Source organism: Candidatus Tisiphia endosymbiont of Ditula angustiorana, assembly GCF_964026425.1.
Classification (GTDB): Bacteria; Pseudomonadota; Alphaproteobacteria; order Rickettsiales; family Rickettsiaceae; genus Tisiphia.
The window spans coordinates 665,197-683,938 of the sequence record NZ_OZ032143.1 but is presented as its reverse complement, the minus strand read 5'-3'; the positions used below and the strand labels follow the sequence as shown (position 1 = coordinate 683,938).

Annotated in this window: 19 protein-coding genes and 1 pseudogene; 1 reads left to right on the top strand and 19 read right to left on the bottom strand. The window is 34.5% G+C overall.

Annotated features, from left to right (window positions below):
- Window positions 1-594 precede the first annotated feature (594 nt).
- The 13 genes and pseudogenes from AAGD29_RS03145 to AAGD29_RS03085 form a co-directional block, all read right to left on the bottom strand.
- Window positions 595-1,347, bottom strand: a complete 753-nt coding sequence (locus AAGD29_RS03145; RefSeq protein ID WP_341758742.1) for a cytochrome c1 — start codon at window positions 1,345-1,347, stop codon at window positions 595-597.
- Window positions 1,348-1,553: 206 nt separating this feature from the next.
- A complete protein-coding gene (locus AAGD29_RS03140; protein ID WP_341758480.1) occupies window positions 1,554-2,750 on the bottom strand; it encodes a cytochrome b/b6 in 1,197 nt (398 codons plus the stop codon).
- 6 nt (window positions 2,751-2,756) lie between these two features.
- Window positions 2,757-3,284, bottom strand: a complete 528-nt coding sequence (petA, locus tag AAGD29_RS03135; RefSeq protein ID WP_341753569.1) for a ubiquinol-cytochrome c reductase iron-sulfur subunit — start codon at window positions 3,282-3,284, stop codon at window positions 2,757-2,759.
- A gap of 730 nt (window positions 3,285-4,014) precedes the next feature.
- Window positions 4,015-4,446, bottom strand: coding sequence for a DUF2670 domain-containing protein (locus AAGD29_RS03130; protein WP_341753570.1), 432 nt, complete (start codon window positions 4,444-4,446; stop codon window positions 4,015-4,017).
- A 109-nt stretch (window positions 4,447-4,555) separates the two neighbouring features.
- Window positions 4,556-5,203, bottom strand: a complete 648-nt coding sequence (locus AAGD29_RS03125) for a heme exporter protein CcmB (protein ID WP_341758479.1) — start codon at window positions 5,201-5,203, stop codon at window positions 4,556-4,558.
- 343 nt (window positions 5,204-5,546) lie between these two features.
- Window positions 5,547-6,525, bottom strand: a pseudogene (locus tag AAGD29_RS03120) (DUF4040 domain-containing protein).
- A gap of 14 nt (window positions 6,526-6,539) precedes the next feature.
- Entirely contained in the window at window positions 6,540-6,827 is a 288-nt protein-coding gene (locus AAGD29_RS03115; protein WP_341758478.1) for a Na+/H+ antiporter subunit G, read from the bottom strand.
- Window positions 6,828-6,834: 7 nt separating this feature from the next.
- Window positions 6,835-8,289: an NADP-dependent isocitrate dehydrogenase gene (locus AAGD29_RS03110; RefSeq protein WP_341758477.1), complete on the bottom strand. Its 1,455-nt coding sequence runs from the start codon at window positions 8,287-8,289 to the stop codon at window positions 6,835-6,837.
- Window positions 8,290-8,309: 20 nt separating this feature from the next.
- A complete protein-coding gene (locus AAGD29_RS03105; RefSeq protein ID WP_341758476.1) occupies window positions 8,310-8,882 on the bottom strand; it encodes an OmpH family outer membrane protein in 573 nt (190 codons plus the stop codon).
- 394 nt (window positions 8,883-9,276) lie between these two features.
- Window positions 9,277-9,738: a DNA polymerase III subunit chi gene (locus tag AAGD29_RS03100; protein ID WP_341758475.1), complete on the bottom strand. Its 462-nt coding sequence runs from the start codon at window positions 9,736-9,738 to the stop codon at window positions 9,277-9,279.
- Window positions 9,739-9,788: 50 nt separating this feature from the next.
- Window positions 9,789-10,552 (bottom strand): IS5 family transposase gene (locus AAGD29_RS03095; protein WP_341757317.1). Its coding sequence is split into 2 segments (ribosomal slippage): window positions 9,789-10,217 and window positions 10,220-10,552, totalling 762 coding nucleotides; the frame shifts between segments, so codons are not numbered across the junction.
- Between the two features lie 246 nt (window positions 10,553-10,798).
- Window positions 10,799-11,743 (bottom strand): peptide chain release factor N(5)-glutamine methyltransferase, encoded by a 945-nt coding sequence (gene prmC / locus AAGD29_RS03090; protein WP_341758474.1) that lies wholly within the window; start codon window positions 11,741-11,743, stop codon window positions 10,799-10,801.
- On the bottom strand, window positions 11,740-12,678 hold the full coding sequence (locus tag AAGD29_RS03085) for an RluA family pseudouridine synthase (RefSeq protein ID WP_341758473.1): 939 nt from the start codon (window positions 12,676-12,678) through the stop codon (window positions 11,740-11,742). Before AAGD29_RS03085 ends, prmC begins: the two co-directional genes overlap by 4 nt.
- Window positions 12,679-13,167: 489 nt before the next feature.
- On the opposite strand from AAGD29_RS03085, the gene AAGD29_RS03080 reads away from it, so the two are divergent.
- Window positions 13,168-13,839 carry a uracil-DNA glycosylase family protein gene (locus tag AAGD29_RS03080; protein WP_410521186.1) on the top strand — a complete coding sequence of 224 codons (672 nt, stop codon included), beginning with the start codon at window positions 13,168-13,170 and terminating at the stop codon, window positions 13,837-13,839.
- A 12-nt stretch (window positions 13,840-13,851) separates the two neighbouring features.
- On the opposite strand, the gene AAGD29_RS03075 is transcribed toward AAGD29_RS03080, so the two are convergent.
- From AAGD29_RS03075 to AAGD29_RS03050, 6 genes are all read right to left on the bottom strand, one after another.
- On the bottom strand, window positions 13,852-14,505 hold the full coding sequence (locus AAGD29_RS03075; RefSeq protein WP_341758472.1) for a hypothetical protein: 654 nt from the start codon (window positions 14,503-14,505) through the stop codon (window positions 13,852-13,854).
- A 66-nt stretch (window positions 14,506-14,571) separates the two neighbouring features.
- Window positions 14,572-15,240 carry a glutathione S-transferase family protein gene (locus AAGD29_RS03070; protein WP_341758471.1) on the bottom strand — a complete coding sequence of 223 codons (669 nt, stop codon included), beginning with the start codon at window positions 15,238-15,240 and terminating at the stop codon, window positions 14,572-14,574.
- Window positions 15,241-15,249: 9 nt separating this feature from the next.
- On the bottom strand, window positions 15,250-16,347 hold the full coding sequence (gene ychF / locus AAGD29_RS03065) for a redox-regulated ATPase YchF (protein ID WP_341758470.1): 1,098 nt from the start codon (window positions 16,345-16,347) through the stop codon (window positions 15,250-15,252).
- Between the two features lie 410 nt (window positions 16,348-16,757).
- Complete coding sequence (locus tag AAGD29_RS03060; protein WP_341758469.1) at window positions 16,758-17,183, bottom strand: GNAT family N-acetyltransferase; 426 nt, start codon at window positions 17,181-17,183, stop codon at window positions 16,758-16,760.
- Between the two features lie 2 nt (window positions 17,184-17,185).
- Window positions 17,186-17,767, bottom strand: a complete 582-nt coding sequence (pth, locus tag AAGD29_RS03055; protein WP_341758468.1) for an aminoacyl-tRNA hydrolase — start codon at window positions 17,765-17,767, stop codon at window positions 17,186-17,188.
- 87 nt (window positions 17,768-17,854) lie between these two features.
- A complete protein-coding gene (locus tag AAGD29_RS03050; RefSeq protein ID WP_341758467.1) occupies window positions 17,855-18,469 on the bottom strand; it encodes a 50S ribosomal protein L25/general stress protein Ctc in 615 nt (204 codons plus the stop codon).
- Window positions 18,470-18,742: the final 273 nt, after the last annotated feature.

Genomic DNA, 18,742 nt, shown 5'->3' with positions numbered 1-18,742 from the left:
AGCCTAAAACTCGATAATCAAGTTTTTTCTAAGGCATACAATTCATGGTAGTTTATGTCATCCGAGCTACGGCGGGGATCTCAAAAACCTTTACGTCTAAGGTGTTCCTGTATTTTTAGATTCCTGACCGAAGCAGGAATGACATCTTCTCGAGTTCTTTTCATGACTTTTAAACTGCCATGAATTATATAACTCAATAAAAACTTGATTATCGAGTAAAAGACTATTAAACATTATTAGATCCCCGCCGTAGCTCGGATGACATCGTTTTGACATTAGTACTACAACTGTAGTGCTAAATAGCGTAGTTAATAATGGGAAATGGTATTACACTAAAAAGTAAATTAACCTGAATTCGATGTAACTTGTTACATCGAACTTTCGTGTTATATATAGAAACAATCAGGTTTGAAGCGGCTGCCCACCTGATTGTTAAAATATAACACTCCATTCACATATTGAATGATGAAAAAAGTTAAAATGCACTCGTGTCAGCCGCTTCAAGAGTGCATTTTTCCTTATAACAAAGCCAGTTCGATATAAGAATTATTAATTCTTATATCGAACTGAGGTTAAATTACTTCTAAAGATTTGTTATTTATACTTTTCTGTTTCTAGATTCTTCCAAATTCTATTTTTAGAGATATAGAAGAAAATTATAAAAATTACTAAGAACATCATCACTTTCAAACCCATGGATTTACGGTTTTCCATTTCAGGTTCAGCAGCCCATTGTAAAAATGTTGTAACATCCATAGCCATTTGTTCGACTGATGAGTTTGTTCCGTCTATATACTTTACTTGTCCATCTGACAAGGGAGCTGGCATGGCAATCTGACTATGTGGAAAATATGGGTTGTAATTTAATCCTGGCATTAGTTTAAAATTTTCAGGAGGATCACTATAACCAGTAAGTATAGAATATAAATAATTTGCTCCATCAGGTCTTGCTTTGATAATCAACGATAAATCAGGCGGATCTGCTCCATTGTTGGCAGCTCTTGCTGCTTGTTCATTGGGGTAGGGACGAACAAATGGATCGGAGGGTAGAGCAGGTCTTTCAAACATTTCTCCTGCATCATTTGGACCATCTTGTACAGTATAATTTTTGGCTATTTCTTTAATTTCTTCATCTGAAAATCCTAGATCTTTAAGATTACGATAATATAAATTATAAAGACCATGACAGCTACTGCATACTTCTTTATATACTTGGAATCCACGCTGTGCAGCTTTCCTGTCAACAGTTGCAAAAACTCCATCAAATGGCCAAGCAATCTTTTTTGCAGGTAGTGCTTCGTTTGCGATAGAGATGTTTGATAGTAATAATATGAATAGACAAATAATAGAGTTTCTCCATGACAGAAAAGAAAGGTCATTAAGTATAATAGATCCCTGCTTTCGTAGGGATGACATCGGTTTAAATATCATAGATTCCGCCGTTGCTAAGAATGATAGCCCCTGATCTACACGGGCAAAGCCTTTAGCTAGGAAGGACATCTTTTTTGCTATAAAGCTGAAGTTCAAATGCCCCTGTATAATTTTGTTGTCTTTCATATAGAATCCGGTAATGGCAGAGTTTTTTCATATTTGCTAATTAGGGGTACTGCAATTAAAAAATGAAAAAAATAATAAGTAGCAGCAAACCGGCTTAAGGTAATGTAAGGTTCTTCTGCTGGTTGTCCTCCAAGATACCCAAGTGTCAAGCAGTCAAATATGAACAGCCAAAAAGCTATACGGAACATTGGTCTATAATTGCTACTCCTAACTTTTGAACTGTCAAGCCAAGGTAAAACAAATAATAATAAAATACTAGAGAACATTAATATTACGCCACCTAGCTTTGACGGTACTGCACGTAAAATGGCATAAAATGGCAGAAAATACCATTCGGGAACTATATGAGCTGGAGTAACCAAAGGATTAGCTGGTATGTAATTGTCAGGATGCCCTAGATAATTTGGTTGGTAAAAGACAAAAAAGGCAAATATTAAAAAGTAGACACCGAATCCAACGAAGTCTTTTACCGTATAATACGGGTAAAAAGGAATAGTATCTTTGGATGACTTAACATCGATCCCTTTGGGGTTATTTGATCCATGAATATGTAGTGCTACTAAATGGAGTAGTACTAAAGCTACTATAATAAACGGCAATAAATAATGTAAAGCAAAAAATCTATTAAGTGTAGGGTTATCAACTGAAAACCCCCCCCAAAGCCAAGTAACTATCGATTTGCCAATAATAGGTATAGCTGAAAATAAATTGGTGATTACAGTTGCTCCCCAGTAACTCATTTGTCCCCAAGGTAGTACATATCCCATGAAAGCAGTAGCCATCATAGTAAGAAAAATTATTATGCCTATATGCCACAACAACTCTCTAGGTTTTTTGTATGAGCCATAATATAATCCTCTACAGATGTGTAGATAAACTGCAGCAAAAAACATTGATGCTCCAACTGAGTGTATATAACGTATTAACCAGCCGTAATTGACATTACGCATAATTTTTTCAACACTCTCAAAGGCGTAATCAACATGAGGAGTGTAATGCATAGCTAAAATAATACCAGTGATTATCTGAATTACTAAAGCGATACCAGCTATTGACCCTAAGTTCCATAGGTAACTTAAATTTTTGGGTGTTTGGTATTCACCTAAATGTTTAAGGAACGAGAAAACAGGTAGTCTATAGTCTATCCATTCTATAACGGGGTTTGATTTTTTAGGATCATTAGTTTCATTCATAAATAACTATCCGATTTTAATTTTTGTATCGGAAATAAACTCATATGGTGGGACAGCCAAATTTAAAGGAGCTGGTCCTTTACGAACGCGACCAGATGAGTCGTATTGAGAGCCGTGGCATGGACAAAACCAACCATCATAATCACCCTGGTTTGCAAGTGGTACACAACCTAAATGTGTACAAATGCCGATAGTTACTAACCATTTATCATGTCCAGCTTTAACTCGTACTTGATCAAGTTCGGGATCTATTAACTCGGAAAGGTTTACATTTCTTGCTTCAGCAATTTTTTCAGGAGTCCTGTTAGTAATAAAAACCGGTTTACCTTGCCATTTAACAGTAAGAGTTTGACCTGGTTGTATGTGAGATAAATCCACTTCTATTGAAGATAGGGCAAGAACATCCGCTGAAGGGTTGAATGAATCAACAAGAGGCCAAGTGGCACATGCAGCTCCAACCACAACCATACTGCTGGCAGTTAAGGTTATAAAATCTCTACGAGTTGCCTTATCATAATCATTAGTATTTGACATAAACTGACTAGTATATTTAATATAATAATCTCAAATATCGATGTAAGACATCGGTTTAATAGCCCCAGTGTCATTCCTACGCCTTCGATGTCATATATGGACAAAGTCCATGCAATCATCCCTGTTTCAGTGCAGGATATAAAATATCTAAAGCACCCTTCTTGTCTATTTCTTTAGATTCCTGCCTTCGCAGGAATGACATCGTTCCATCGTATATATCATCCCCGCTACCTTCAATATCATCTCCGCCTCCCTTTATGTCATCCCTGCGAAGGCAGGAATCTAAAAAAATAGACAGGAAAGATGTTATACATTTTTAGACTCCTGCTTTCGTATGGGTTACATCAGCCCTAATGGCGATGATACTGATCCTACTATTAATTTGTTACATCGATACTTGAGCTTATAATAGATTACTGGAAAAATAACAAAAAATCAAGGGTAGCTTCAGCAATTAACAGCAGGGTAATTTAAAAGTCGGATTGTAAGCCTAATAGATAAGGAAAAAAGTGCTTAATATGTACTCGATGTCATTCCCGCGTAGGCGGGAATCTAAAAAAAATAGCCTGAAAGACTATTAAGTAATATATATCCATGCCTTCGCAGGGATGACATCGGTAGTGATTAAACTTACATCTATAACAACTAATGATTGCGACTTTTAAATTACCCTGATTAACAGTGAAGTATTACCCTAATTTTGCTTATATTATTCTCAATTACCATCGGTTTATTTACCATCACTATCTGTAGAATCTCTAGGAGAATCATAAGGATTGCGATATGGAAGCATTTCCGGTACTGTCTTATCTTTAGGCAATAACTTATTTAATCCATCTTCTAAAGCTTTTTCACCTGTTTCTTCTTCTTTAATCTCGTATTTTGGTGGGTCTCCTAAACATTTCCAAAAATTGGTTAAGCTCTCAAAGTTGGGACCTAATTTTGTAGTACAGTTTTGTGCAATTGATTTAGATGTATAAAGAATTTCAGTTGTAGCATTGGTCATATATTTTATAAATCCAATTTGTTCAAGACCCTTGGCTACCCAAAATAATACTATCAAAGAGGCAACTGCTATCATAAAGTACCATTTAGCTATGATACTCCATAAAAACATCCCCATAGGGTTAGCTGCTATTAGTCTTCTTAAAGCTTGCCACATATATATAACTACCAAAAAATGGTTAAAAAACTACGACTAAATTACATGAATAATAAAAAAATAACAATTTTTTTATTAGTGAAGTGGTCAGTATGGTGTATAATATAAATTAAATGTTGTAAATATTCTTAATTAGATATGATGAGAGATAAAATATGGTTGGTAAAAGAAGCATATTGATACCAATCATAACAAAAATTAGGCTTATATTCTCAAGATTTTGTAAAACAAGACCGGTAAGTATTATGTTGGGTATTAATAGTGGCATGATTAATATTGCTAGCAGGTTAGTATTTGACCTAAAATAGCTTTGAATAGATCCAATTAAAACTAGTAGGCTACTAGACAAAGTTAATAGCAAAGTTAGAGTGATAAAAAGATAGGTTACTGTTATTAGATCAAGATCGAAAATAATATAAATTATCGGGATATTTAATAAAGAGCTAGTAAGTGAACTAAAAAATATAGCAAATAATTTAGATGTAACAATTTCACTCTCAGTGAAACTGGATAATAGTAGCTCTAAACTTCCATCCTCCACATCTTGCTTTAATATTAGACTAGAGAAGCCAATTAGGGCTATTGGTAAAAAAATTACTGAAAAAATAACCCCAAATTTCTTAATATCTGCTTGGTCATTGATTAAAGCAGTACTGAAAATACAAAATAAAAAAAATATAAATAGATATTTGCTAAGATTATTAATACGATTTTGAATTAAGTATTCCCATTTTATTATCTGTATTAGTTTATGCATATTATAACCTCAAGTATTGATGTAATAAATTAATAGTAGGCTCAAGTAATCATCGCCATTAGGGGTGGCATCATGGCGTTTATGTCATCCCTGCGAAGGCAGGGATCTAAAAAGGTTGAGTAGTCTTCTTGGCGATTTTTTAGACCCCTGCATACGCAGGGGTGACATCCCAAGGTGCAGGGACACCCTAGGCTATTAAACCGATGTTTTACATCAATAGTTGAGGTTATTATAAGTTTCAAGTCTAATATGAGGTGGTTTTCTTCTCTATATCCTGTTCCAATTGCCTCTAGCATAAGAGCCAAATAATTGACTTACCTTTAGCTGTTCTTTAACAATATTGTTACGTTTTTACAGTACTCATTATAGAATATATTAAACACATAACCGATGCAACGCAAAGTCCAACGCCAATTTCAATGATAAAGATACCAATATGTTGAGCTAATAATTTATCATTTGCAAGAGAATAGTAGTTTAAGTAATTATCATCAAATAATATTGATACCATACCGGTCATGGCATAGATAAGTACCCCGATAGTAGCAATACCAACTAGTAAATCAGTAGAAAAATATTGTTTTAATTTAAACTGACCATGAACTAAATCAAAACCAATTATCATAGAAGCAAATATAGCCCCAGCTTGGAATCCGCCTCCTGGTGATGCATCACCATTAATTTGAATATATAGACCATATAAGAATATATAAGGTAAGATAAAAAGAGTAGAATGTTTTATAATGATAAAATCTTTAAGCATGTTCATTACTTTTTTGTGAAAATAGCAATAATACCGATATTCCAGCAATTAAAATGACTGCCGTTTCTCCAAGAGTATCATAACCTCTGTAGCTAGCTAGTAGTGCTGCTACAAAAGAGGGAATACCAATATCACTTTTAGTATTTTCAATATAATATTTGGTTAGGTGACTTTGCATAGGAGAATCTATAGATCCATATTCTAGAAAATCAAGTCCTGCAAAGCTTAACACTACTATAAAAATTACACATATAATTGATGAACTTATTACTCGTGTTGGTTTAGGATTACATTTCTGTATGGTTGGTAATTTGCTTAAAAATCCTAAAAATACACAGCTAGACAAACAGCTACCTAGAGCTACCTCAGTCATTGCCACGTCTGGAGCGTCCATAAGAAGATAAGATAAACCAATAAGTAAGCTAAAAATAGAATTTATTACTACTGTTTCTAATAAAGAATTACAAAATATAATCTTAATTGATACGATGGCAAGCATTATAAGGATTACCATAAGCAACCAGCTAGCTAGTTGAAAATTTATTATTTCTGCTATCATAAATAAACGATCAATTATTTTTGGTTAGTTTTTCCTAATAAAGCAGCCTTGCCAATTGCATGAGTAGATACCGGGTTTAATATTAAAATCAATATAGAGGCAAAAACTAATTTAAAAGAGCTAGTAAAATCATCTTGTAAAAAGGCAAGACCAACAAGTGATAAAGGTACGCCGCAACATTCAATTACACTAGCAGCATGAATTTTTGTATAAAAATCAGGAAATCTAAAAAGCCCAACAATCCCAGAAAATATTGCTATAATTCCGAGTAAGATTAATCCATAACCGATAACAAAAAACATAAATATTCTATTCTCCTTGAGCAAGCGAATATCCAGCTTTCCCATCAAATTCAAATAGATTTTCAATTTTAATAAAATCTACTTTTGCCTTGCTTAGAGCTTCAAGTAAATGGGCTATAGATAAATGCGTTACTCTTTCCCCATCTTTCTTTACCATAAAGCGGCAACACCAATGGTCAGACAGTAGTTCAAATCTCTCATCTCTTGGCCATAATTTAAGTCCCATAGAAGCTATGGTTTTTAATTCTAAGTCACCTAAATTGATAGTTTGAATTTTTGCTGCTACATCATGGGCAGTCAAAGCCTCCATCTGTATGAATATATCACTACCTACCAATTCTTTAGCTTCTTTAGTATTAATCGAATATATCTTGTCAATAGTTTCTTGTGCAGTTGATGATGAATATGCAGCTACTGCGAGCTTAGAAGGTTTGAAACCTAGTCTTTTCACTACTTCATCAGCAAATTCCTTAGTTCCAACTTTTTTGTTAGATATTTTCTCATCATAGATATCTTCAGTATGAACTCCATCCTCAATGGTTTTTTTCCAAGCATTTTCTATTAATGCAGCAATATCATTTTGCTTAATATGAACTAGCATCATAATTGCTGCATTAAGCAAACCAGAAGGATTAGCCAAGTTACGATCTGCAATATCCGGGGCAGAGCCATGTACAGCTTCAAATAAAGCATAATTTTGACCTATATTGGCAGAACCGCTAAGTCCTACTGATCCAGAAATTTCTGCCACTACGTCAGATATAATATCCCCATACAGATTTGAGGTTACAACGACGTCAAATAATCCTGGCTGAGTTGCCAGTCTTGCAGTGCCTATGTCTATTATATAATAGTCACTTTGAATCTGCTTATATTCACTCGCCATTTCATCAAAAACTTTATGAAAAATTCCGTCAGAAAGTTTCATAATATTATCTTTACTAAAACAGGTGACTTTTTTACGGTTATTTTTTATCGCATATTCAAAGGCATATCTAATAATTCTTTCACTACCAACTCTGCTGATTAGTTTAAGAGATTCATAAACATTGTGAGTTTGGCGATATTCAATTCCAGCATATAAGTCTTCAACATTTTCCCGTACTATAACCGTATTTAAGTCTGGATGGAGTGTTTTAACAAAAGGAGCATAAGAGACAGAAGGGCGAACATTTGCATAAAGAGAGAGAGCTTTTCTAAGAGTTACATTTAAACTTTTATACCCACCACCTAAAGGAGTGGTAATAGGGGCTTTTAGAAGAATCTTAGTTCTTGCCAATGATTCCCAAGTATCTTGTGCTATCCCTGAAGTATAATGCTTCTTGTATAATTTCTCTCCTACTTCCACCATTTCTATACGTATTCTTGCTTCAGCTTCTTTTAAAATATACAGTACTGCTTGCATTATTTCTGGACCTATACCATCACCATAAGCTACTGTAATAGGAGTAAATTCTGTCATTGATAAACCTCTATAACAAATTATTCGTATTTAATTGTAACATGTTTTAGTTCATTATTTAGTTCTGCTATTACTTCTTGCGTAATATTCAGACTATTTTTAGCAAATAAAATTTGAGTACTAGGTATAACTAGATCAAGATTATACTTTTCTGCTAAAGCACTTATAATCTTTGTTATTGCTTCTTGTACTTTCCCTATGCCCTCAGCATGGGCTTGCTCAAGACGTACTTTCCTATCTCGTATTTCTTTTTGTGCTATATTTATTTTATTTTCAAAAAGACTAAATTCTTGTTCAAAAGCTGATTCACTTAAAGAGTTACGTTTTCTCATTAATAGATTCTCTATTTCTTTTAGTTCTCCATCCTTCTTTGATAGATCTTGTCGAATTTTTTCGCTTATTTGGTCTACAGATTTTCTTATAGACTGGATTGCTACAGAATGTTCTAGAATAGAGTGTATATCTACAATAGCAATTCTTGTCGCAAATCTATTTTCAATATTTGTATTAGAAGCATAAATAATTGAATAGCTGTTAATTATTAAACAAAATATTATTGTTAACCAGCTATAATATTTTTTATTTTCTTTCATGCCATCTCCACGAGGACTGATGTATTCCCTACAAATGATGTTATCTCTACTAGCCACTATGTCAACCCCTGCACCTTCGATGTCATCCCTGCTTCGGTGCGGGATCTAAAAAAATATCCTAGAAGGATGTTATACATTTTTAGACCCCTGCCTACGCTGGGACACCCACAACTGTCGAAAGTTTACAAATACCTATACCACAGCGTCATTGCGAGCGTAAGCGAAGCAATCCAGGAAACAATCTATAGATAAATGATGTTACTGGATTGCTTCGTCGGCCTTACGGTCTTTTCGCAATGACGTATAAAGAAGCTGTATTTACTAACTTTCAACAGTTATGGGATGACACCGAGGCTGTTTAAGTTAACAAAACTTGCACACTTGGTAGAAATGGTTAAATCTTACTCCATGTTCCTACTGGACTCTGTTTATAACAGTCAATCATCGGTGTCGCAATAGTTAGTTCATTTATTGCTTTAACTGTTAGACTTAAATTATCCAAACCATCGTATATTATAATTATTCTTTGAAAATGTGCAACATAGTGTTTGTTATTAAGAATTTCTTCAATATCAAATGGGGCAATGATTATTAGAATGGTAGCTTGATTAGGATTCTCTAACTGATTAGTAATATAGACTGGTTGTTTTTCTGGTAATGGATCAAGTTTACTGCCATGCGGAATAAACTGTTTCCTAGAATATGTCCATATCATCTTGTTTAGTGATTCTTGCACCTCAATATCCGGAGTTAAAACTACAATCCTTAAATTACTATGATAAGATTTTTCTACTAAAAGGTAGGTTGTCTTATATAGTAATCCTTCAGCAGTATGGTAAAGACTAAATTGTTGCATGATAATTCTCTTAAATTTAAAACTTATCTAATTAATACTAGGGTGTGTCATCAATTGAGCCAAATTACCATGGAAGCCATATAAACAGCACCCAAAAAGTTCTGAGATGTTTTGTCATATCGTGTTGCAATAGCTCTATATTGCTTCAATTTTGCAAAAAAGTTCTCAATCAAATGCCTAGCTTTATATAGGTCCTTATCATACTTAGCTGGATTCACACGATTCTTCTTTGGGGGAATCACAGCTATACATCCCTTATCTTTCAGCTTATCTCGCATACGTACATCGGCATCATAAGCCTTATCAGCAAGTACAGCATCCGCTTTCGTCAATTCATTCATCAAAACATCAGATCCTTGCAAATCATGAGCTTGACCCGGGGTAAGATGGAATCCCGTTGGATTCCCTAGAGCATCACATGTGGCATGGATTTTAGTACTCAGCCCCCCTTTACCTCGTCCAATTGCTTGGTCATCATCTAACTCTTTTTTTTAGCACCGGCACTATGTTGATGAGCCCTAACAATGGTTGAATCAATCATGGCATACTCGTTATCAGCATCTTCAGCCAGCATCTCAAAAACCTTTTTCCACACACCTGTCTTGCTCCACCTTGAATGACGTAGGTGAATCACTCGAAAATCTCCAAAACGTTCAGGTAGGTCTCTCCAAGGTATACCAGCCCTATATCGATACAAGACTGCTTCTACAAATAGGCGATTATCCTTGGCTGTTACACCAACAGACTCTTCCCTTCCAGGTAGCTTATCTTTAATCCGATCCCATTGATCGTCACGTAGAGCATATCGACGCATAGAGAAAATTTATCCTTAATTTTTTCTCTATTACACAACAAATAAACGCTCCTGTCAACTTAATTGATGACACACCCTACAGTTGTAGTTACTCACAATATTGTCATCCCTGCGAAGGCAGGGATCTAGAATATCTAAAATACCCTTCCTGTCTATTTCTTTAGATCCCTGCCTTCGCAGGGATGACATAGTACAGGTCACTCCTACTCGTCCATATATGAACATCGATTCTATCATTACTATACCTCAAACATTTTCCAGGTTAGCCATACCTATTAGCAACCCCCTATCTCTACCTTCCAAATCCTTATAAACTTGCTTAACCGTATAACCATAACTAACAAAAATTTCTGTAACAGCTGCCAATTGATTAAAACCAATCTCTAAGAATAATTTACCATTTTGTTTTAAAAATCCCTTGGCTTCTTTAGCGATTATGTAATATGAGGCTAATCCATTATCTTCGGCAAATAAGGCTAAGTGGGGTTCATATTTTAGAGTCTCAGGAGACATATAAACAGTATCATCAAAAGAAATATATGGTGGATTACTTACGATAATATCAAATTTTTGCTTTTCCAAATTTTCAAACCAGTTACTATTAATTATTTTAAATCTATCAGAAACTTTATGTTTTATAGCATTTTGACGAGCTATAGCAATCGCTTCGTTACTTATATCAGTCGCAGTTACATTGCCATTGATATTAGCATTTAGCATTTCCAGTAACAAGCTCAAAGCTATACAACCACTACCTGTGCCAAGTTCCAATATTGTTAGCTCTTCCTTGATGTCATCCCTACGAATGCAGGGATCTAGATTCCCGCCTACGCAGGAATGACTAGGAATGCTAATCGGATCAGTTATAACATCCTTTAAAATCGCATCTACAAGTACCTCAGTATCTTGCCTAGGAATAAGCACTTTATTATCTATGATAAATTGGTAACTATAAAACTCTTTATACCCTATAATGTAGGCTATTGGTTCTAATAATATACGTCTATTAACTAAATTTTTAAAAATAATTTGTTTTGGCTTGGTCAATCCTTCTTCTGATCTTGCTAATAAATATTCGATAGACTTACCAGTTACATACTGCATCAATATGCGTGATTCTAGGTTTGCTGATTTAATACCTACTGTTTGTAATTTGCTAGCAGCATAAATTAAGGATTCTTTTATATTCATGTAATTATTTCCGTAATATCCTGTGGCAAAGGTGATTGAAATTCCAACAATTTACCACTCACTGGGTGGGAAAAACTTATATACCAAGAATGTAATGCTTGCCTCTTGAAATCCATTAATTTTTGTGGTACTATGCTAAAATTGTAGTTAACTTTCCTGCTATTCTTGCCATAAGTTTGGTCTCCTACTACAGAATGTTTTAAATGACTCAACTGCACTCTGATTTGATGAGTTCGTCCGGTAGTAAGTCGACATTCTATCATACTTATAATACCATTAAAAAATATTTCCTCTGTTTTGTAATGAGTAATTGCTTCTTTACCACCAAATTTCAAAATAGTCATTTTTTGCCGTAGCGAACGGCTTCTCCCGATATTATTTCTTATAACTCCTTGTTGTGGATTGATAATACCCCAAACTAATGCTTTATATTTGCGTATAAGATTACGACTTTCTATCTGACTGGCAAGATGTTGATGAGCAAAATTATTTTTGGCGACAACCATCAATCCTGATGTATCTTTATCTAAACGATGAACTATACCAGGTCTTTCTAATCCTCCTATGCTAGATAAAGATTTTGCATGGTGTAATAAAGCATTGACCAAAGTATCCTGATGGTTTCCACTACCAGGATGCACTGTCATACCAGCTGCTTTATTAATAACCATTAAATCTTCATCTTCATAGAAAATATCAAGTTTAATATCAGCTTCCTGCATTGCTAAAGGCTCAGGCTCTTTAAAAAATACTGAAATAAGATCATTCTCCTTGACCTTAAAGTCGGAATCAGAAATAATCAAACCATTAACTTGTACTTGCAAGCCATTTATGAGCTTCTGAATTTGGCTTCTAGATGTTTTACTGATAAGACTTACCAAAGCCTTATCAAGTCTAAACCCATCTAAATTTTTTGGTACGTTATATTCTTCCATCTACTACGAAATATTTTTTAAATGAATAAAATGACGCATTTTACACAAAAAATCAACCAACTAAAATGGTTGCAAGCAATTGGTATAGATTATTATTTATCAGAATCAAGCAGTAAGCAAAAAATATTAGACATTCCAGATTCCCGCCGCAGCTCGAATGACATAAAGGGAAGCAGAAATGAACGGAGTAAGGACATATACGATGAAACAATGTCATTCCTGCGAAAGCAGGAATCTAAAGAAATAGACAGGAATGGTGTTTTAGACATTTTAGATTCCCGCCGCAGTTCGAATGACATAAAGGGAAGCGGAAATGAACGAAGTAAGGACATATACGATGAAACAATGTCATTCTGCTTCAGTGCGGAATCTAAAGAAATAGACCGAAAGGGTACTTTAGAGATTCTAGATCCCTGCTTTCGCAGGGATGACATAATGGTGAGTAGGGATGATATAAAGAGAAGCGGGAATAACATCAAGGAAGTTCAAATGCCCCTAAGAAAAACGCCGACAAAATCTCCTGTGGATTCGAATTCGGAGGAACATTCAAATATACAGCTTGCTAGAGATTTGGCTGACTCAGCTAGCAGCCTAGAAGAACTAAAAAAACTACTAATGGATTTTAATGGTTGTGGTTTAAAGAAATTGGCCAATAAAACCGTATTTGCTGATGGGAATCCACAAAGCTCTATAATGTTTATTGGGGAAGCACCGGGTAGTAACGAAGATGCACAAGGGATACCATTTTGCGGTGAAAGTGGTAAGTTACTCGATAATGTATTAGCCTCTATCAATATTTCAAGAGAACATAACGCCTATATTACTAACACTGTATTTTGGCGACCACCAGCCAACCGCCAACCAACACAAGAAGAAATAGATATTTGCAGACCTTTTGTTGAGAAACATATTGCTTTAATAAACCCAAAACTAATTGTTTTAGTGGGAAACGTCGCGGCAACCAGCTTACTTGGCAAAAATGCTGGTATAAGTAAAATCAGACAAGAATATTATTTATACACAAATCAGTATCTTAGCAAACCAATTCAAACTACTTCTATCTTCCATCCTGCCTATTTGCTTAGACAACCCATGCAGAAAAAAACCACTTGGTATGATTTACTAAAAATCCATGAATATATCAATACAAGTGGGATATAGGGTGTTGTCAAACTAAATGCCCATAGTTGTTTGTTTCGCTCCTTTTCCTACAATGGTATTTTTTATTGCTACACCTAGATTAACAACACTTTTGGCAAGTTCTCCAGTAGCTATCGCATTGTTTAAAGTACCTTTAGCTATAGTAACAACCGCATGACAGGCAGATTGTATCACATTCCCTACCGCATTTAAAATTGGATTGTTTTTAACTGCATTAGTTGGTCCTTCAAATATTTTTTCAACTTTCTTTAATTGCTCTTTGGCAAATTTTTCTAGGCGTCCAATTGGACTTTTTGCGTAATTTTCAGCATTTCTCTCATCAGCAAAAGCTTTGATAGGAGAACCAGCTAGAGTGTCAGTATAACCTTTTACCTCTTGTTTTACTTTGTCAAAGCCCTTTTTAAAATCCTGCCAAAGTTCTTGCGTTTTTTCACCTTGCAATTTATCTAATCCGTTTAATTGTGGAATTTCTTTTAGTTTTTCTTCTACCTGTTTCAAATATTCTTCAACTGTATTTAAAGCTATGTTTATATTTCCCAATGGTCCAACAACACCACTATTACTTAAACCGACAGCTTTATCATGAAACGGTACACTTGGTTTTATAGCTTCCTGATAAGACGGTGGAGAATCCACTTTTGGATTATTATCGTCACCTTTACTCATAATCTCCTCTATATTTTGATTATTATACTATTAGAAGCTATCATAAAAGCAATTGTATCGCAACCACTAAAAATCTAAATCAGCATAACAAACGGGTGGAGTAAAACCTGGTATTTGGTCGTATAATAAAGAGCGGAAGCTAGGTCTAGATTTTATGATTGCATACCAATGACGAATAGACAGCCATTTGTCCCAATTAATTTCGCCAAAATAATCTAGAACCGATATATGACAGGCAGCAGCTATATCTGCACAACTTAAAGAATTTGATGCAATAAAGCTACGCTTTTCAAATAAATTTGACATATAGCTTAAATGATGTGATAGATTATTTTTTGCTGCCCTAAGAAAGTCGGTTCTAGGACCACCTAATTGGCAGAAGGACCTTACTATTTTTTCATCGATAATAATTTTTGTTACTTCGCGGTAAAATTTTTCATTAAACCAACTGAGCAACCTACGAATTTCACATCTAATATCAATATCTTCATCGATAAAATTAAAATTTGGATATTTTTCATGTAAATACTCAGTGATGGGATAAATTCCTGCTATAATTAGGGTGGACACCTCTTGTAAGACAGGTATCGTTCCCGCCTGATTTAAAGACAAAAATTCCTTATCCCGAAGCCAATAATCCTGCTTAACCATAGTAAACTGCACATCTAGCTCTTTTAAATACACCCGAACTTGACGTGATAATGGACAAATAGGATAATGGTATAATTTTCTCATATCCCTTATTTAAACATTAAATCTAAAATGCACCACATCCCCATCCTGCATTTTATACTCCTTGCCCTCTAAACGCATTTTACCCATTTCTTTGGCTTTCACTTCACCATTAAAATTTATATAATCCTCATAACTAATAACCTCAGCCCGGATAAAGCCTTTCTCAAAATCAGTATGAATAATACCGGCTGCTTGAGGGGCTAGCGTACCATTATGAAAAGTCCAACCATGTGTTTCTTTTGGACCTACAGTAAAAAAGCTTCTTAGGTCTAATAAGTTATACATTTCTTTGATAATTTTACTTAGACCCGTTTCCACAAGACCCATACTATTTAAGAATTCAGATTTCTCTTCGTCACTTTCTAAAATTGCAATATCTGCTTCAATTTTTGATGAAATAATAACATGTTTTGCACCTTCTTCCTCAGCTTTTTTGGCTACAAGTTCCGTAAATTTATTACCAGTAACTGCATCTTGTTCCAGTACATTGCAAGCATACAAAACCGGCTTAGAAGTTAATAATTGTAATTGATCCAAAGCCTCTTTACTATAAGTTCCTATCATGCTACGCACCGGTTTACCTATCGTTAGAGTTGCTTGAATTTCTTTTAATAACTCTATTTGGTCTTTTAAAGTTTTATCACCTGTTTTTAAACGTTTCTCAGCATTTATTAAGCGTTTCTCTACCGACTCAAAATCTGCTAAAATTAATTCTGTTTCTATTATTTCAGCATCATATATTGGATCAATTTTATTATGTACGTGAGTAACATCTATATCCTCAAAACAACGTAGTACGTGCAAAATAGCATCAACTTCTCGTATGTGAGATAAAAACTTATTACCAAGACCTTCACCTTTACTTGCCCCTTTTACCAAACCGGCAATATCGACAACTTCTATATAAGTAGGAATAATTTTAGTAGAATTAGCAATAGCTGCCAACTCATTTAGCCTAACATCCGGTACTGATACTATAGCAGAATTTGGCTCTATAGTGCAGAAAGGATAATTAGCCGTTTCTGCTGCAATACTTGAAGTTAAGGCATTAAATAGGGTTGATTTTCCTACATTTGGCAAGCCAACAATACCACATTTTAATGTCATAATTTTTTATTCATTTGGTTTTTTATTCTTATTGACTATCATCCCTGCTAGGGTTAATGTCATTCCCGCTTCGGTGCAGAATCTCAGGGTAATTTAAAAGTCATAATTAATAGTTGTTATAGATATAAATTCAACCACCATCTATGTCATTCTTAGCAACGGCGGGAATCCATAATACTTAATAGTCTTTCAGGCTTATTTTTTTAGATTCCCGCCGTTGCTAAGAATGACATCGAGTGCATATTAAGCACTTTTTCCTTTATCTATTAGGCTTGTAGCCCGACTTTTAAATTACCCTGCGGAATCTAGAACCCGCACCGAAGCTGGGATGACATAGTACGCGGGAATGACATACTAGTTGATCCACGTGGGCAATGCCTACGCGGAAATGATATATCGAATTCAGATTATCACAAATCCTTTATTAAAAAATATAATTCTGAATCTTTATCATATCCCCTTCTTGTAAACTCTAATTTAAAACCTAATTTCTCATAAAATGGTCTAGCTTGCCAATCGGTAGTACACAAATTCATAAATCTACAATTACGCTCTCGTGCTAGATTTTCTGCCTTGGACATTAGTAAAGTACCGTAATTCTGACCTCGAAAATCTTCAGAAACCCATAACGTATCAACGTATAAACAACCATAAATAAGTACACCTTTTATACCAGCAACAAAGTTTTTATCATTATCAAAACACGAGAAGGAAAATGATTGGACAGCATCAAGACCCTTCTTGTTTTTAGCATGTTCATCTAATCCATCCTGCATTATCTTCGAATATTGTGCATCCATCTCATCTGCATAGACACAAGTTAATTGTTGTTTCATATTTAAACGATCTTCCTTTTAAACTCTTCCATTTCACCTGAAAGCAATAAACGAAAATTATTAATTATTACTTCAATGGAATTAACAATAATTTTATATTCCTCTTTAGAAAAAGAAGCTAAAACATAATCCGACACATCATCATACGCTGCTGGTTTTCCTACCCCTATTCTTATACGATGATAATCATTTCCTATACACTGATCCAATGATTTTAAACCATTATGACCACCACTACCACCAGCCAATTTATATTTTATTCTACCAGTTTCTAAATCTATATCATCATGTAAAACAAAAATATTCTGTAATTTGACATTATAGTAAGAACATATTGCTTGTACTGCTTTACCGGACAGATTCATGTAAGTTAGAGGCTTTGCTAATAGTAATTTATGTCTAGCTATTATCCCTTGTGCAAGTTCTGCATGAAATTTAGCTTTGCTATTCCAAGAAAATTTATAGTATTCTGATAAACGTTCCACAGCTGTAAAGCCAACATTATGGCGAGTATTTTGGTACTCTTTGCCTATATTACCTAAACCTACAACAACTATATACCCTTTGTCTTCAGATTTAAGCATATTATAATATCATTAGAGAGCGATTTGCACTTATATTTAAGGGATTGGATGACATCGTTTTTCGTTACCTCGTAGCTTCAAAAACAACTACTTTGCTGCCTTCACTTCCTCAGTTGCAGCTTCTTCACCTTCTGACTTACTACCCTTACGACCGATTATAGTAGCAATAATAAAATCATTTTTACTAGCTAGCTGGACTCCTTCAGGAAGTTTAATGCTTTTTGCTTTTAAAGACTGACCGATATGCATGTTGGTAACATCAATATTAATATTTTTAGGTATATTATTGACATCACATAAAAGAGTTATAGTTCTTTTTATTATATTAAAGAATCCACCTCTTTTAACTCCCAAAGCTCTTTCTTTACCCTCATAAACTACCGGTACTTCCATTCTTTGGGTCTTTTCCTCTAAATGTACAAAGTCAACATGCCTTACTATGTCAGTAATAGGATGCAATTCTACAGCCTTTGGTAACACTTTATGCGTTTTACTACCCACTTTAATTTGAATAACTGTAGAGATAAAACCAGGTTTTCTATAATGCTTAGTTATCTCTTTTTCTTCGATAGAAACGGCTAACACTTCTTTACCTGATCCATAAACCACAGCTGGAACCATACCTTTCCTACGTAGATCTCTTGCGACTCCCGTACCAAATTTCTCCCGCATTTCTGCTGCAAGTTCTAATAGTTCACTCATCTTTTTCTCCCAAGAGCTTTTAAAGCATAGATGATAGTACTAAATGCTAAAAAATTCAAGTATTAATTTGACAAGCTGCTTTAAAGCTGCTTACAATACCAAATGTGTTTATAACCCGATAATCAAGTTTTTTTCTGAAGGATACAATTCATGGCAGTTTATGTCATCCCAGCGTAGGCTGGGATCTAAAAAAGTTTAAATAGTCTTTTAGGCTATTTTTTAGATTCATCTACCTACGCGGGAATGACATCTTCTCGGCTTCTTTTCATGATT